We start from the raw sequence: 15,282 nt of genomic DNA, 5'->3' as shown, positions 1-15,282 counted from the left end.
GATCAGACCGGAATTTATCTTCCGCCGCGGTACAATTGAAATTCGGTGCCGGGGTCGTCTTGAATCGGATCATAGTCTTGCTCGGCGATTCTATAGTAGGAATAGTGCCCATATTCATCGTAATAATGAAAGGGATTATCCAGTTGGTTAGGCAGGAAATAATCTTTGAGAAACGCGATGAATCGGCTGATCATGGTTCCACCTCGTCTTTGCGTTTTTATGTAAAGTATTTACATCTGTCGTTTTTCTATGCATCGTTTCGGACGAGAGGATAAGCGATAGCGCCGCGTTTTCTTGCCGCATTGGAAAGCTTAAGTTTACGAAAGCGTCAGCGCGGTAAAGATATTTCCCGTTGGCGACAAATTCTCATTTCCGCGCTCTGACGCTTAGATTGGCAAAGCTGAATAGAATGGTCAATACGCCGATGGCTGCGCTGATCCAGATCGTACGATCGGACAAAAGCGTGAAGGGCATAACCGCCATCACGAGACCTGTCAAAAGAGTGACAAGATGTGGAGGGGAATCGCCCGAAGCATAACGCAGCGACCAGAGCGATGCTATGATTTGAACGATGCCTAAGCCAACACTTATCCATGCCGCCGCATAAAGATCGGTATAGCCGAACACCGACGGAGCCGCAATAAACCATATGCCGAATAGTGTGATGAAGACGCTTCTTGTTTTCATGTAAAGCACCTCCCATAAGCTATCATATGAGGGGAGGATTGTCCTTGGTTCGCGGAATTAAAGCGATTTCATTTTTTTGTTGACAAAGCGCCGTGTTTATTTTAAAATTTTGGTAACGTTTCCGGTAACGTTACCAGCTGAATTAACTTACTGTTCACAATCCTATCGAAATTAGCTTGCGAATTTATTTTTAGCTTTAGGTTAAGCGCTTACCTTATTTTTTCACAACGATTGCAAAATCTCGGCATTCATAAGGAGGCGACAGCAGGATGATGAACGTTTTGCTCATTACCGTCGATCAGCTGCGCTGGGACGCGCTGTCATGTGCGGGAGAGGGCGGGGCTCATACGCCTCATATCGACAGACTGGCCCGGGAGGGCGTCCGCTTCTCCCAAGCGTTCACCAACGCCCCGGCCTGCATGCCGGCTCGCTCATCTCTATTGACCGGCCGCTTTCCTCATGCGCACGGCGTTCGCGGCGGCGGTGTCCGCTTGTCCGAGCGGGAGGTGACTTTTCCGCAAATCGTAAGTCAGCGCGGCTATCATACGGCGCATATCGGCAAGCTTCATGTGCAGAATCATACGTACCGCGACCATACGGCGCCTCATCCGGGCTACGGCTTTCGGACGCTGCAGGTGACCGACGAGCGCGGCGTCTACCGAGATCCGTACACCCAATGGGTAGAGCGCAATTATCCGGAATATGCGGACGCGATCCGCATCGAGCCCGGTGCTTCGCGAGTCCGCAGCCGGACCGACCATGCGGAGACGACGGGGGCTTTTCCGGCGCGGGCTTCCCACAGCCGCTGGGTCGGCGAGGCGTCGGTCGAGTTTTTGCGCGAGTACGGGAACGCCCCGTTCCTGCTCTGGTCGAGCTTCTTCGACCCGCATTCGCCGTTTATCGTTCCGTCCGATCTGGCCGGCCGATACGATCCCGCGGATATGCCCTTGCCGAGAAAATGCGACATAACCTCCGATAATGAGGAAAGCATCCGCAAGAAGCGTGCCGCTTATTATACGCTGGTCTCGCATGTGGACGATTGCGTAGGAGAGATTCTTCGTTACTTGGACGAATCGGGCTTGGCGAAGCGAACGGCGATTTTGTTTTCCAGCGATCACGGAGAGTTTCTTGGCGATTACGGACGATGGGGCAAAGGACGTCCCGAAGATGAGAGCATTCGCATCCCGATGATCGTGAAGACGCCGGAGATGACGGAGGCGCCGCCCGTACCGCGCGTCGTCGACGACATCGTTCAGCTGTTCGATCTCGCGCCGACGATTTGCGACCTGACGGGGAGCATGAAGCCGCACTCGATGCAGGCTCGAAGCTTGCTGCCGCTGCTCGGCGGAGGGACGGACCCGGGGCGGCCGCCTTTTGCCCTGATCGAGCATAATTTCGAAACGTCGCGGACCGATGCGGCCGAAGTGTTCGAGAAAACGTTGCGCAGCAAAGATTTTCGCTTAACGGTTTGGAGCGGCCGCGATGACGGGGAGCTGTACGATTTGCGTACGGACCCTGCCCAAGATCGCAACGTCTGGGACGTCCCGGAATATGCGGAGATTCGCTTCGGGCTCGTCTGGCAGCTGCTGCAGCGTCTGCTGCAAACGGAAAATACGCTGCCCGTCCGCACTCAGCCGTTTTAGATTTACATTCGGAAGAAGGTATCGATTCAAAAGAACGAAAGGAGCATGATGCACATGCCAAGTCAAACAGCGCATCGGATTATCGATGTGGACAATCAGGAGACATTGCCCAAAAAATTCCGCATGACGACGACGCCGATTCCGCCGGGGACGGAGGAGCCGCCCAATCTGTCGGGATTAGCCGAATTGCGGGCGTCGGGGAGCGGACAATTTTCGCATAACGGGCTTCGGCTGATTCGGAAGGCGATAGGCCCGGGGCCGCTGACCGTTGTCGATTTGCGCCAGGAAAGCCACGGTTTTGTCAACGGGATGGCGGTTAGTTGGTACGGCGAGCATAACGGCTGCAATAAAGGCTTAACCCATGAGGACGTCTGTGCCGAAGAACGGCGGCTGCTGGATGAAGCCGGGCAAGCGCCCGAGCTTGTATTCGACCGGCTGCCGAATAAATCGGTGGATTTGGACGCAGCCTTGACCGGCCCGAGAAAGGTGCAGACCGAGGAGGAGCTTGTGCTATCCGAAGGAGCGGGATACATCCGGTTTTTCGTCACGGATCACCACCGGCCGCTTGACGGCGAGGTCGACCGGTTTATCCGCTATGTGAACGGGCTGCCCGCAGGAATGTGGCTGCATTTTCACTGCCGCGGCGGGGTGGGGAGGACGACCAGCTTCATGCTGATGTACGATATGCTGCGCAATGCGAAGGAGGTGGGGAGGGACGATCTGCTGCGCAGGCATGTGCTCATCGGAGGCAAGGACGTGGGGAGGACGGACCCGCAGGACCAGTACAAATACGAGCCCGCGCTGGAGCGGCTGGCTTTCATTCATCGGTTTTACGATTATTGCGCCGGCAACCGGGACGGCTATGCTACGACATGGTCCGAGTGGCTTGCGGCGGAGGGCAAATAAATCGCGATTGCGGTCGGCGAGAAGCAAGTATCTTTTCGTTGACAACGATAGCGTTTTATTTTACACTTTTGGTAACGTTACCGGAAACGTTGCCAAAAGGAGAATGACACATTATGCCAACTATAAAAGATATCGCTAAACAGCTCGGGGTTTCCGTTTCTACCGTATCGCGGGCGCTCAATAACCATCCCGATATCCGGGAGGAGACGAAGCAGGAAGTGCTGGAGGCGATGAAGCGGTTCAACTACACGCCGAACGCCGTGGCGCGAAGCCTGATTCAACGCAAATCGAATACGGTCGGGTTAATGATCCCGGATATCACCGATCCGTTCTTCTCGGCGATGGCTCACGATGTCGAGGAAGTGCTGTCGGAGAACGGATATCAGGTCGTCTACGTCAACACGTCGCGGCGTCCCGATAAGGAGAAGCGGTTTTTGACCAGCGTGATGGAACGGAAAATGGACGGGATCATCGTGACGCCGGATTTTTTGGACGAAGAAGCTATAGAACTGCTGCAGCGTCTGGATATACCGGTCGTCTTTCTTCGCAGACGGCCTCCGGCGGGGCTCGGGATGCCGTTCGTCGACGTCAATCATTACGAGGGTACCTGCAACGCGATGGATTACTTGTTCTCCTTAGGGCATCGGAGGATTGGATTTATCGGAATGCCGCGCTATTCGTTTACCGGTCAGGAACGGTACCGCGGATATGTCGACAGCTTGAATCGGCAAGGGATCGAGCCGGATTCGAAGGCTATATCGTGGAACGGTCGGACGATTGAATGCGGATATAAGGCGATGGGGCGGCTGCTCCAGGATGCGCCCGATATGACCGCGGTGTTCGCGGCGAACGACCTGCTGGGTATCGGAGCGCTGGAGTACTCGGCCCGCCATCATATTGCGGTTCCGGGGCGGATCAGCGTCATCGGCTTCGACAATCTGGAAATGACGAATTTGCATTGGATCAAGCTGTCGACGGTGGCGCAGCCGCGGAAGGAAATGGGACGCCAGGCGGCGGAGCTGCTCTTGCAGATGATGCAGAGCAACCAAAGGACGGCGGATTCGATTATATTGGATACCGAGCTGATCATACGCAGCACTTGTTCGCCCGTGAACGGGCCGGATGACAATAAGGAGTAGAGACTGCGCTAGAGTCTCTCCTTTTTCGCAAGGAATGATAACGCTTACTTTTTTGAAAAGCCCGGGGAATAGAGCTTAAACGACGGGCGAAAAGCGAAGACGCTGTTCAAATCGGCCGAATCATCGCCGGGAAGGGGCGCTTCGAGCGATGCTGAAATGCAGCGGAATAACAAGCGGCGCAGCGTTTATTTCGGCAAGGACCTAGTTGGCCCAAGTAATAGATAAAGCGCTTAACCTGGGGCGGCTTATACATGCGGTGAAAGGAAAAAGCGGCCGCAGTCCGCGAATCCATCACGAATTTTAGAAGCCGTGAAAAAAGAGCGGAGGGGCCATTTGAATCTGGAAGAGCGATTGGAAGATCAAACGGCACCGCAGCGGACTTTTTCGCCACATTTTTAGAAGCGTGGTGAAAAAGTGGCCGGAGAGTCGGTAGAGAGTTGGAACAGCGAGTGGAACCTCTATCGCCGCAGGACACGATGAAATCATCACACTCTTAGACAATAGGGGGATCACAATGCAGCGGACAAAGGTAAGATTGGCGGCAGCGGCGTTGATATGCTCGGCGATGCTGGCAATAGGCGGATGCGGCGGCACCGGCGGGGGAGCGGAGAGCAAAGGCAACGGGGCGCCGGGGGGCGCTCAAGCGTCGGCCGGATGGGCGGAGCAGGCGGGACTGAACAAGACGGAGACGGCGGCGGAGCTGTACGCCAAGGCGAAGGAGGAAGGAACCGTCGTCCTGTACTCGATGTCCAGCCGGGTCAGCGATGTGAAGGATTCCTTCGAGGCCAAATATCCCGGCGTGAAAGTAGAAGCTTATAATATCAGCTCGGTCGATATGCTCGAGAAGCTGATTCGGGAGCACGGAGCCGGCGTCTATAACGCCGATGTCATTTTCACGAAGGATACGGGCGGCACGTTCACGATGGAGCTGCTGAAGAAAGGCATCGTTCATAAATATATGCCGAGCGACATTGTAAGCAAAATGACGGAGCCGTACAAGAGCCAGGTGGAAGGGCTCGTGCCGTACGTGGAAGCCAGAGGCATTTTCTACAACTCCGAGGTATACCCGAAGCCGCCGATCACCAATTGGTGGGATTTGACCACGCCGGAGTGGAAGGGACGCATCATGATCAGCGACCCGATGAAATCGGCCGATACGATGGATTTGTTCCTCGCGATGGTGCAGAACGCCGACGATATGAAGCAGGCGTACAAGGACAAATTCGGCAAAGACATCGATTTGAACGGTTCGCCGAACGCAGGTTATGAGTTTATCCGCCGCCTGTCGGCCAACGACCTCATCTTGACCAATTCCGGCGGGGACATCGTCAAGGCGGTAGGCAAAACCGGACAGACGAAGCCGCCGATCGGGCTCGCCGTATCGACGAAGCTGCGGGAAGCGCAGGGACAGGGGCTGAAGCTGGGCGTCTCCTACGACATCAAGCCGAAGGTATCCCATGTCGAGCAGGCGCTGCTGTACGTCGGCGACCAGTCGAAGCATCCGAATGCGGCCAAACTGCTGATCCGCTGGATGGCGGGAGAGGCGGACGGCAACGGAGCGGGACTGAAGCCGTTCAATATTTGGGGGGCGTGGCCGACGCGGTCGGATGTTAAGCAGGTGGAGGATTTGCCTCTGGAGAAGCTGAACGTTTGGAAGTACGATCCGGTATTTTTCTATGAAAACTCGCCCCAAATCCGCGATTTCTGGTTGAAGCAGCAGTAACGGGAGGAAGTTGCGATCGAAAGACCGTTTACGCATGCGCAGTCCGTTGTATTCATGTACGTATGATACAGGAGGTTTCATCACAATGAAGAAAAAGCGCAAAGCGGCGACCGGCCTGCTCGTCGCCTTTACCATGATGTTTATGCTTGCCGCCTGCGGCTCCGGCGCGGGAGAGAAGACCCACGGCGGAGGAGGCAAAGCGGGAGGGGCCGGCGGCGTGGCCGCAGCTTCCGAATGGGCGGAGCAAAACGGGCTGAACAAGACGGAAACCGTCGACGAGCTGTATGCGAAGGCGAAGCAGGAGGGCAAGGTCGTCGTCTACTCGCAGTCGAGCCGGATTAAAGACGTGAAGGCGAGCTTCGAGGCCAAATACCCGGGCATTAAGGTGGAAGCCTTCAATATGTCGACCAACGATATCGTGGAGAAGGTCATCCGCGAGCAGGGCGCCGGCATTTACAACGCGGATGTCATCTTCGTCAAGGATGCGAGCGGTGCGGTCTCGACGGAGCTGACGACCAAGAAGCTCGTTCACAGCTACATGCCGGCCGATTTGACGGCGAAGATGGTGGAGCCGTATAAGAGCAAGAGCGAGGGGCTGGTGCCGTACTTCAGCTTGCGCGCGATCTTTTACAATACGGATGTGTACAAAACGCCTCCGGTCACCAACTGGTGGGATCTGACGATGCCGGAGTGGAAAGGCAAGGTGCTGATGAACGATCCGATCGATTCGGCCGATATGATGGATCTGTTCCTGGCGATGGCGCAGCATGCCGACGAAATGAAGGAGGCGTACAAGGCCAAATTCGGCAAAGATATCGTTTTGAACGGGACGGAAAATGCGGCTTACGAGTTTTTCAAACGGTTTCTTGCGAACGATCCGGTTCTGCTTAAATCGAGCGACGAGGTCGTCGAAGCGGTCGGGTCTGCGGCGCAGGGCAAGCCGCCGATCGGCATCGGCGCATCCAGCAAGCTGCGGGAGGTTATAGAGAAAAAGCTGAGCATTGCGGCGACCTACGATGTGCTGCCCCGTATTTCCGTTGTCGGTCCGTCCTACTTGTACGTGGCCGACAAAGCGCCGAACGTGAATGCCGCCAAGCTGATGATCCGCTGGATGGCGGGCGAAGCGGACGGCAAGTCCGACGGGTTCAAGCCGTTTAACGTCATGGGCTCCTGGTCGACGCGCACCGATAACGGCCGCACCGATCAGCCCGGGATCGATCAGCTCAAAGTGTGGGATTACGACTCCGATTACTTTTACGCTAACTTCGTAAAGTTCAGAGAATTTTGGCTGAGAATGCAGTAGGACAGGGCAGGTACAATTTGTTTTTATTAAAGAAACAGGGGTGTTTCGGATGAAAAAAGCGAGGAATGTTTGCGCGTTACTGATGACTTTCAGCATGGTGATCGCAGCCTGCAGCACTTCAGCACCCAAGACGGCGGACCAGCCCGCAGGCGGAGCAGCCGCCGCAGCCGGAAGCGGCAAATCGGAGTGGGCCGAGCAGAACGGATTGTATAAGACGGAGACGGTGGAGGAGCTGTACGAAAAGGCCAAAAAAGAAGGCAAAGTGACCGTCTATTCGACCTCCGGGCGCATCAACGACGTAGAAAAGACGTTTGAGGCCAAGTATCCCGGCATTCAAGTGGAAGCCTTCGATCTGAAATCCAACGTCATTATGGATAAACTGATTCGCGAGCAGGCCGCCGGCATTTTCAACGCGGACCTCGTGCTGACCAAGGAAGTGGGCGGGGGCATCGAGGAAGAATTGGTGAAGAAGGGCGCGCTCTTCAAATACTTGCCGGCCGATATCGCCGAGAAGGTGTATGAGCCGTGGCGCAGCAAAGGCATCGCGTTCGTGCCGTATCTCGAATTCCGCACGCTCTTCTACAATACGGAGCAGAACAAGACGCCTCCGGTCAATAACTGGTGGGATCTGACGACCCCGGAATGGAAAAACCGGGTGCTGATGGTCGATCCGCTGCAATCCCCGGCGCAGATGGATATGTTCGTCTCCTTCGTCGTCAATGCCGATGAGATGGCTGCGGCTTACAAAGAGAAGTTCGGGAGCGATATCGTGCTGAACGGCACGACGAATGCGGGCTATGAATTTTTGCAGCGGTTTTACAAAAACGTCATCCTCGTCAAGGCGAGCGGGGACGGCCAGGATGCGGTCGGCAAGGCGGCTCCGAACAAACCGGCGCCGGTCTTCATCGGCGTATCCGGCGATATCCGCAAGATGGCCGACAAAGGCTTGAAGGCCGACATCATCTGGGATATGAAGCCGAAGCTGTCGGTCGTCGACGAGGGACTGCTCTTCGTCGCCAACAAGGCGCCGCATCCGAACGCGGCGAAGCTGCTCGTGCGCTGGATGGCCGGCGAGGCGGACGGCAAGGGCGAGGGCACGACGCCGTTCAACGAGGTCGGCTCGTGGATGACCCGTTCGGACGTGCAGCACAAGAACGGCAAAAACATCGATCAGCTGAACGTATGGCAGTACGACAGCGAGAAGTTTTACAAAGTATATCAGGATGTCGTCAACTTCTGGATCAAAAATCAATGATCTTCTTCCTAAAAATCGGTGACCTTCTTAAAAGTCAGTGACCTTCTAACGAAACGGAGTGTTGTTCCATGTTAGGTTTTTCGATTCAAAGCCCGGTGTTTCTCGGCAAGGCGAGCAAGGACAGCCCGAACGATCTGATCGCGCATTACGACCGGGTAGAGCAGCTGCTCGATGCGCTCAAAGCAGGCGGCGTCCGTTCGGTCGAGGTGCGGATATTGCCCCGCGGAGCCGACGAATGGGCTTACCGCGATCTGATTCAGCTGATCTGGGATACGGGGCTGCAGCTGACGGTTCACGGCCATGTGGCCGGAGAGCATCCGGGAACGAGCTTCGCCGAAATTTATCCTTCGATGAGCTATATATTGAAGCATTTCCATAAATACCAGAGCGGCTTGACGATGGCGCTGCATGCGTTCGACGCGAAGACGGGCTCCGAGGAGGAATTGCACCGCCAAACCGTCGCGCTGCTCGGCGAATGGACCGCGCTGATCGATGCGGAGAGCCTGCCGCTTCGGATCGGCATCGAGAACAACCGCAAGAAGGCCAGCAAGGTCGATCCGGGCGATTCGATCGGCGGCGTGCTGCGTATCGTAAGCGAGGTGAACCATCCCGCCGTCGGCGTTACGTGGGATATGGGACATTTCTACTCCAATCTGCTCGACGCGCATCAATTAAAGGCTCCTCCCAAGGAGCTGCTGACCGATCTGCCGGATGCGGAGTTTGTGGCGAGGGCGGTTCATACCCATATCCACGGCATCGGCAAGACCGGCACCCATAACCCGCTGACCGAGCGCAGCAGCCTGCCTCTGGAGCAGTACGTATCCGCTTTGCGGCAGGCGGGGTATGACGGCGTATATAATTTGGAGCTGACGATGAATAAATTCGAGCAGGATAGACCGCTGCGCGAGCAGGTTCTGGCTTCGGTAGAGCGCTTGCGAAATGCGGTTCGGACGGAAGCGACAACATAACAGCGACAGGCTGGAAAAAAGAGGTGTAGACGCGGTGAACAAAGTCGAATATCCCGGCAGACCCGTTCCGAAGTTTACGATGACGCGCTCATTGAACAGGGTTAAGGGCATCTTTACGAATCCACTCAGCTTGATCAGCATCATAGCGATTATTTTCCTGGGCTATACTATCGTCATTCCGCTGTGGGAGATCGTAGCGCATACGTTCACCTGGCATCCGGAGGACATTCGGGCCAATCCCGGCGCCGTACCGGGGGAGCTGACAATCAATCATTGGCTGCATGTGCTGTACAGCGATATCAGCTCGTCGATTTTTTACAAGCCGCTGCTGAATTCATTCAATATCGCCGTATTCGTCTCGTTCTTCTCGATGGTCATCGGCGGAGGGCTCGCCTGGCTCGTCACGCGCACCGACCTTCCCTATAAAAAGACGTGGGCGTTTCTGGCGATCATTCCCTACATGCTGCCTTCCTGGATCAAATCGTTCGCCTGGCTGATTGTCTTCAAGAACGACCGCGTCGGCGGAACGCAAGGGATGCTGCAATATGTGCTCGGCGTGAACCCGCCCGACTGGATTTCGTACGGCTTCTTCCCGATTTCCATCGTGCTGGTCGCCCACTACTATACGTTCTTTTACCTGTTGATCGCGGTATCGCTCAGCTCGATCAACAGCTCGCTGGAGGAAACGGCGGATATTTTGGGGGCAGGCCGGTTTACGATATTGCGCAAAATTACGTTCCCGCTCGTCCTTCCGGCGATTTTGTCGGCGCTCATCCTGACCTTCTCCAAAAGCATGGGCACCTTCGGCGCCGCCGCCTTTCTCGGGCTTCCGGTCAAATATTATACGATCGCTACGATGCTGTACGGCAGCATGAAAAACCGGATGATTTCCGACGCCTACGTGCTCAGCCTGATTCTGATCATCATCTCGTCGCTGACGATCTACTTCAATCAGCGGGCGATCGGCAAGCGCAAGAGCTATGCGACGATCGGCGGCAAAGATTCGCGCAAAACCGTCACTCCGCTCGGGAAGTGGAAAATACCGGCCGTCGCCGCCGTCTTCCTGTTCATGTTCTCGGCGGGCATCTTCCCGCTACTGCTGCTCTTATGGCAAACGTTCATGCTGCAGGACGGCAATTACAGCTTAAGCAACCTGACGACGCATTACTGGTTCGGCGATTCGGACTTCTCCATCGCTTCCGGCGAGGTAGGAATTCTCAAGAGCGACACAATCTGGCTCGGCTTAAAAAATTCTTTACAAATCGCATTGCTGGCAGCGTCAATCGCGGCTATAATGGGTTTAATATTCGGATACGTCATCTCCAAAGGACGTAAAAGCTTTTCCGGAAAATTGGTGGAGCAGCTTTCCTTCATGCCCTACCTCATTCCCGGCATATCCTTCGCCGCCATCTATCTTTCGATGTTCGCACAGCCGCATTTGCTGCTGCCTGCCTTGTATGGAACCTTGTCCATCGTCATTCTGATCACGATCGTCAAAGAGCTGCCGTTCGCCACCCGCTCGGGTACGAGCACCATGCTGCAAATCAGCGGGGAATTGGAGGAAGCGGCCAAGCTGCACGGAGCCTCCTGGTTCCGGAGATTCTTCAATATCATGGTGCCGCTGAGCCGCAAAGGGCTGATCAGCGCCTTCCTGCTCTTGTTCATAAGCGCGATGAAGGAGCTTGATCTGATCATTCTGCTGGTGACGCCGAAGACGAGCACGCTGACGACATTGACGTTCCGCTATGCGGAAAAAGGCTATCAACAGTATGCCGACGCTATCGTTATCATTATTATCGCGATTATTTTGATTACGAATTTCGTTGCGACCAAATACGGCAAAGCCGACCTTTCGAAGGGCATAGGAGGATAATATGAGCGGGATACAGCTGAGAAAGATTAATAAATATTTCGATAACAATCATATACTGAAGGATCTGGATTTGTTCATTGAAGACGGCGATTTCATGACGCTGCTCGGACCTTCGGGCTGCGGCAAGACGACGACGCTGCGCGTGATTACGGGACTGGAGAACCCGGAGGAAGGCGTCCTTACCATTAACGGCAAGGAGATGGTCAACGGCGCGAAGGGCTATTATGCGCCCCCTTCCAAGCGCGGACTGAATCTCGTATTCCAAAGCTATGCTTTGTGGCCTCATATGACGGTATTCGACAACGTGGCCTTCGGGCTGTCGATCAACAAGACGCCGAAGGCGGAAATCCGCGCCAAGGTGGAAAGCGCCCTGGAGAAGATGCGGATTATCCAGTACAAGGACCGCTATCCGTCGGAGCTGTCCGGCGGCCAGCAGCAGCGGGTGGCGATTGCGAGAGCGATCGTGACCGAGCCGAAGATTTTGCTGCTGGACGAACCGCTCTCCAATCTTGACGCCAAGCTGAGACTGGAAATGAGAGCGGAGCTGAAACGGCTTCACCGCGAGCTGAAGACGACGATTATTTACGTTACGCATGATCAGGTTGAAGCGCTTACGATGTCGACCAAGATCGCTGTGTTTTTCGAAGGCCATTTGGTTCAGGTGGATACGCCGAGAAATATTTACCGCCACCCGGTCGACTTAAGGGTCGCCGACTTTATCGGCAATCCCAAAATTAATTTCATCGACGCGGATGTCGCTTATCTTAACGGCAGCCTGACCGCGGAATCGGAGCTCGGCACGCTCGTCCTGCCGGGAGCTTCATCCGGAGCGGGAAGCGGCAAAGCGGTGCTTGCGGTATATCCGGAGGATATCCTCATTTCGTCCGAGAAAACGGAAGGCGCCGCAATGCTCAGCATTTATTCCGTGATGCCTGCGGGATCGGAGACGCTTATTCAGCTGACGACCCGGGGCGACAATCTGCTGCTGGCCAAGGTGATCGGAGAGTTGGACTATCCGGTCGGCAAAATGGTGTGGGTGACGATCCCGCAGGAGAAGGTCAATGTGTACGACAAGGAGACGGGCAGGCTGATTCCCCGAACGGAGGAGTCGGCGGCAAGCCCCGAATTGAAGCGAGGCATTATTTAATACATCTAACTTATTTTACTGGGCTGGGAGAGAAAGAAATTGACAATGACAAGCGGAAGCGTATGGGAAATCACTCACTGGGAGCTTGTGCTCCGGATGATATTGTCCGTCGTATTGGGCGGTTTGATCGGAATGGAACGGGAATGGAGCAATCATGCGGCGGGATTCCGCACGCATATTCTGGTTTGTCTCGGTTCGACGACGATTATGCTGCTGTCCAGCTACGGCTTTTCCCAATTTGTCAATGAGGCGAATGTGCGGACGGACCCGGCCCGTTTGGCGGCGCAGGTCATTAGCGGTATCGGTTTTCTGGGAGCCGGGGCGATTCTCCGCAACGGCAATATGATCAAAGGCTTGACGACGGCCGCCTCGGTATGGGTAGTCGCCGCCATCGGCCTCAGCGTGGGCGCGGGATTTTATATGGGCGCGCTGTTCTGCACCTTTCTCGTGCTGATCAGCCTGTTCCTGCTTAATAAGTGGGAGAAGCATCTGATGCGCCACCGCCGATATCAAGAGGTCGCCATTCAGATTATCGATAACCCCGGAGCGCTGGGCAAAATCGCTTCGATCTTCGGGGATCACGACGTACAGATCACCAACCTGAAGATGCTCCCCGATGAGCACGCCCCGGAAGACGGGTCCGCTCCGTCGATGCACCTGCATTTTAGCCTGAAGCTGAAAAAGCAGGAGCAGCTCATATCCGCCATGGAGCAAATCGCTTCGATGGATATGGTCGTTTCTTTGGAATCCCAGCTGGTCACAGGCCTGAAAAACAGTGGAAATAAGGAAGGTTCGGTTTCCATATAAAACAGACAGGGTGGCTGGAGCATGTGAAAAATATACTACTCATTTCCGATTTGGACGGAACCTTATTGAATCAAACGCAGCAAATTAGTCCCGAGAACGAGAGCGCGATCCGGCGGTTTATGGAAATGGGCGGCTTGTTTACTTTGGCCACAGGCCGGATGGAGGCGGCGGTGGAGCCGTTCGTGCGGAAGCTTGGCTTGGAGCTGCCCGTCATTTTGTACAACGGGGCCAAAATCGTACGCCCGGCAACGAATGAAGTGTTGTACGAACGCCGGCTGACCGTCCCTCCCGGCATCCGGAGCTTGCTGATGGCAAGCTTGCCGGGGCCGGAGGAAACGGCGCTGCTCGTGTACCGCGACGGCCAAGTATACGCCCCGGCTCGGAACGAGGTGCTTGAACGGCATGAACGCAAGGACGGCGTCGTCTGCCTTCCTTGGAACGACGAGATGATGGACGGTCCGGTGACCAAGCTGATGCTGATCAGCGCCTCTCCGGAGAAAATGAAGGGGATTGAGCAGGCTATTAGGGATAGCGCTTACCCTTGCGAGCTGGTATATTCGGAATCCAATTATTTGGAAATTTTGCCTCCGCATACGACCAAAGGCAGCGCGCTGACCGAGCTTATCCGGCTGCTTCAGCTCGATAAGCCCTACACGATCGCGGTCGGAGACAATCTGAACGATTTGGCGATGATCCGGCAGGCTGACCTCGGGTACGCCGTGGCGAATGCGCATCCCGAGCTTGCGGCCGCGGCCGATGCGGTGACGGTGCATCATGAGCGGCATGCCATCGCTGCGATTATAGGCGATTTTATCGAGAAGAGGAGAGAGCTGGCATGAGTTATTTGGAAACGGCGGGGAGAATCGCCAGAGAAGCGGGGCTGATGATTCAGGCGAAGATGGGCAGCGGCTTTGCCGCGGAAGAGAAAAGCTCCGTATTCGATGTCGTCACCGAAGTCGACCGGGCTTCGGAGCAGCTGATCCGCCAGAGGCTGGAGGAAGCTTATCCGGAACACGGGTTTCTCGGAGAGGAAGAATCGTTCGCTCATGCCGGCGAGCTGGCGGACCGGTTAGAGCGGGCCAAGAGCGAACCGTTCGTCTGGATCGTCGATCCGATCGACGGAACGAACAATTACGTGCAGGGCATTCCGGGATTTACCGTATCGATAGCGCTCGCTTCTTACGGAGAGCTTGTCGCCGGGGTCATCTACGACCCGTGCCGCGATGAAATGTTCTGGGCGGAGAAGGGCGAGGGCGCCTTTATGAACGGCAGCCCGATCGCGGTCTCCGCCGCGCCCGAGCTGCGGCTAACGGTCGTCGGGACAGGGTTCCCCTCCAAAGCGGCCAACCGGCAGGCGGTGATGGAGAGCTTGCGGACGATAGCGCCGCAATGCCGCTCCATCCGTTCGCTCGGCTCGGCGGCGCTGCATCTGGCTTATGTCGCGGCAGGCCGGCTCGGCGCATTCTGGGAATACGGCCTGAACGCGTGGGATATCGCCGCGGGCGTGCTGATTATTGAGGAAGCGGGCGGCAAGGTTACCGACACGCTCGGATGGCCGTACAGTTTGACCGTATCCCATGTGGTCGGAAGCAACGGCAAGGTGCATGACGACTTGCTGAAGCCGATGATCGAGATCGGAATCTGATGACGCAAGAAAGGGTTTGCCTCATTTTGTATGGAGGCAGGCCCTTTTTTGCGTGTTTATTGTATAATAGAAGAAACGGTTTTTTGTCACACTGCTGTTATGGTTTCCATCACCGAATCGTGAATGCGCTAACAAGCGACGCTTATAATCCGAATTATTTGTACAAAGGGGGCATTCTTTCTGGAC

14 protein-coding genes are annotated in these 15,282 nt (G+C 55.6%); 12 read left to right on the top strand and 2 right to left on the bottom strand.

All coding sequences use genetic code 11. The features are described from left to right. Positions 1-14: 14 nt before the first annotated feature. Together SK3146_RS13045 and SK3146_RS13040 are read right to left on the bottom strand one after the other, a co-directional pair. On the bottom strand, positions 15-194 hold the full coding sequence (locus tag SK3146_RS13045; RefSeq protein WP_249865448.1) for a hypothetical protein: 180 nt from the start codon (positions 192-194) through the stop codon (positions 15-17). Positions 195-366: 172 nt separating this feature from the next. Continuing rightward, entirely contained in the window at positions 367-687 is a 321-nt protein-coding gene (locus SK3146_RS13040) for an SPW repeat domain-containing protein (RefSeq protein WP_249865447.1), read from the bottom strand. Positions 688-956: 269 nt separating this feature from the next. On the opposite strand from SK3146_RS13040, the gene SK3146_RS13035 reads away from it, so the two are divergent. The 12 genes from SK3146_RS13035 to SK3146_RS12980 all read left to right on the top strand — a co-directional run bounded on the left by SK3146_RS13035 (position 957) and on the right by SK3146_RS12980 (position 15,096). Next, entirely contained in the window at positions 957-2,330 is a 1,374-nt protein-coding gene (locus SK3146_RS13035; protein WP_249865446.1) for a sulfatase family protein, read from the top strand. Positions 2,331-2,384: 54 nt separating this feature from the next. Next, positions 2,385-3,236 carry a protein-tyrosine phosphatase family protein gene (locus SK3146_RS13030; protein WP_249865445.1) on the top strand — a complete coding sequence of 284 codons (852 nt, stop codon included), beginning with the start codon at positions 2,385-2,387 and terminating at the stop codon, positions 3,234-3,236. A 113-nt stretch (positions 3,237-3,349) separates the two neighbouring features. Next, entirely contained in the window at positions 3,350-4,375 is a 1,026-nt protein-coding gene (locus SK3146_RS13025) for a LacI family DNA-binding transcriptional regulator (protein WP_249865444.1), read from the top strand. Positions 4,376-4,889: 514 nt separating this feature from the next. Continuing rightward, positions 4,890-6,098, top strand: coding sequence for an ABC transporter substrate-binding protein (locus SK3146_RS13020; protein ID WP_249865443.1), 1,209 nt, complete (start codon positions 4,890-4,892; stop codon positions 6,096-6,098). An 85-nt stretch (positions 6,099-6,183) separates the two neighbouring features. Beyond that, complete coding sequence (locus tag SK3146_RS13015) at positions 6,184-7,401, top strand: ABC transporter substrate-binding protein (protein WP_249865442.1); 1,218 nt, start codon at positions 6,184-6,186, stop codon at positions 7,399-7,401. 94 nt (positions 7,402-7,495) lie between these two features. Beyond that, on the top strand, positions 7,496-8,656 hold the full coding sequence (locus tag SK3146_RS13010) for an ABC transporter substrate-binding protein (protein ID WP_249865441.1): 1,161 nt from the start codon (positions 7,496-7,498) through the stop codon (positions 8,654-8,656). Between the two features lie 68 nt (positions 8,657-8,724). Further along, positions 8,725-9,624 (top strand): sugar phosphate isomerase/epimerase family protein, encoded by a 900-nt coding sequence (locus tag SK3146_RS13005; protein ID WP_249865440.1) that lies wholly within the window; start codon positions 8,725-8,727, stop codon positions 9,622-9,624. Positions 9,625-9,658: 34 nt separating this feature from the next. Further along, positions 9,659-11,497, top strand: a complete 1,839-nt coding sequence (locus tag SK3146_RS13000) for an ABC transporter permease (protein ID WP_249865439.1) — start codon at positions 9,659-9,661, stop codon at positions 11,495-11,497. Position 11,498: 1 nt separating this feature from the next. Next, positions 11,499-12,644 (top strand): ABC transporter ATP-binding protein, encoded by a 1,146-nt coding sequence (locus tag SK3146_RS12995; RefSeq protein ID WP_249865438.1) that lies wholly within the window; start codon positions 11,499-11,501, stop codon positions 12,642-12,644. A 45-nt stretch (positions 12,645-12,689) separates the two neighbouring features. Continuing rightward, positions 12,690-13,451 carry an MgtC/SapB family protein gene (locus tag SK3146_RS12990; RefSeq protein WP_249866283.1) on the top strand — a complete coding sequence of 254 codons (762 nt, stop codon included), beginning with the start codon at positions 12,690-12,692 and terminating at the stop codon, positions 13,449-13,451. A 23-nt stretch (positions 13,452-13,474) separates the two neighbouring features. Then, entirely contained in the window at positions 13,475-14,290 is an 816-nt protein-coding gene (locus SK3146_RS12985; RefSeq protein WP_249865437.1) for an HAD family hydrolase, read from the top strand. After that, the gene (locus tag SK3146_RS12980; protein ID WP_249865436.1) at positions 14,287-15,096 is read left to right on the top strand and encodes an inositol monophosphatase family protein; all 810 of its coding nucleotides are present in this window, start codon (positions 14,287-14,289) and stop codon (positions 15,094-15,096) included. The genes SK3146_RS12985 and SK3146_RS12980 overlap by 4 nt, the downstream gene beginning before the upstream one ends. Positions 15,097-15,282: the final 186 nt, after the last annotated feature.

The organism is Paenibacillus konkukensis, assembly GCF_023523925.1.
In the GTDB taxonomy this organism is placed as follows: Bacteria; Bacillota; Bacilli; order Paenibacillales; family NBRC-103111; genus Paenibacillus_S; species Paenibacillus_S doosanensis.
The sequence above is the reverse complement of the archived record's forward strand: the minus strand, read 5'-3'. Positions and strand labels throughout refer to the sequence as shown.

Bases quoted from the DNA above. Each gene is read 5' to 3' on its own strand.
- SK3146_RS13045 (WP_249865448.1), bottom strand. From the start codon at position 194: ATGATCAGCCGATTCATCGCGTTTCTCAAAGATTATTTCCTGCCTAAC.
- SK3146_RS13040 (WP_249865447.1), bottom strand. From the start codon at position 687: ATGAAAACAAGAAGCGTCTTCATCACACTATTCGGCATATGGTTTATT.
- SK3146_RS13035 (WP_249865446.1), top strand. From the start codon at position 957: ATGATGAACGTTTTGCTCATTACCGTCGATCAGCTGCGCTGGGACGCG.
- SK3146_RS13030 (WP_249865445.1), top strand. From the start codon at position 2,385: ATGCCAAGTCAAACAGCGCATCGGATTATCGATGTGGACAATCAGGAG.
- SK3146_RS13025 (WP_249865444.1), top strand. From the start codon at position 3,350: ATGCCAACTATAAAAGATATCGCTAAACAGCTCGGGGTTTCCGTTTCT.
- SK3146_RS13020 (WP_249865443.1), top strand. From the start codon at position 4,890: ATGCAGCGGACAAAGGTAAGATTGGCGGCAGCGGCGTTGATATGCTCG.
- SK3146_RS13015 (WP_249865442.1), top strand. From the start codon at position 6,184: ATGAAGAAAAAGCGCAAAGCGGCGACCGGCCTGCTCGTCGCCTTTACC.
- SK3146_RS13010 (WP_249865441.1), top strand. From the start codon at position 7,496: ATGGTGATCGCAGCCTGCAGCACTTCAGCACCCAAGACGGCGGACCAG.
- SK3146_RS13005 (WP_249865440.1), top strand. From the start codon at position 8,725: ATGTTAGGTTTTTCGATTCAAAGCCCGGTGTTTCTCGGCAAGGCGAGC.
- SK3146_RS12995 (WP_249865438.1), top strand. From the start codon at position 11,499: ATGAGCGGGATACAGCTGAGAAAGATTAATAAATATTTCGATAACAAT.
- SK3146_RS12990 (WP_249866283.1), top strand. From the start codon at position 12,690: ATGACAAGCGGAAGCGTATGGGAAATCACTCACTGGGAGCTTGTGCTC.
- SK3146_RS12980 (WP_249865436.1), top strand. From the start codon at position 14,287: ATGAGTTATTTGGAAACGGCGGGGAGAATCGCCAGAGAAGCGGGGCTG.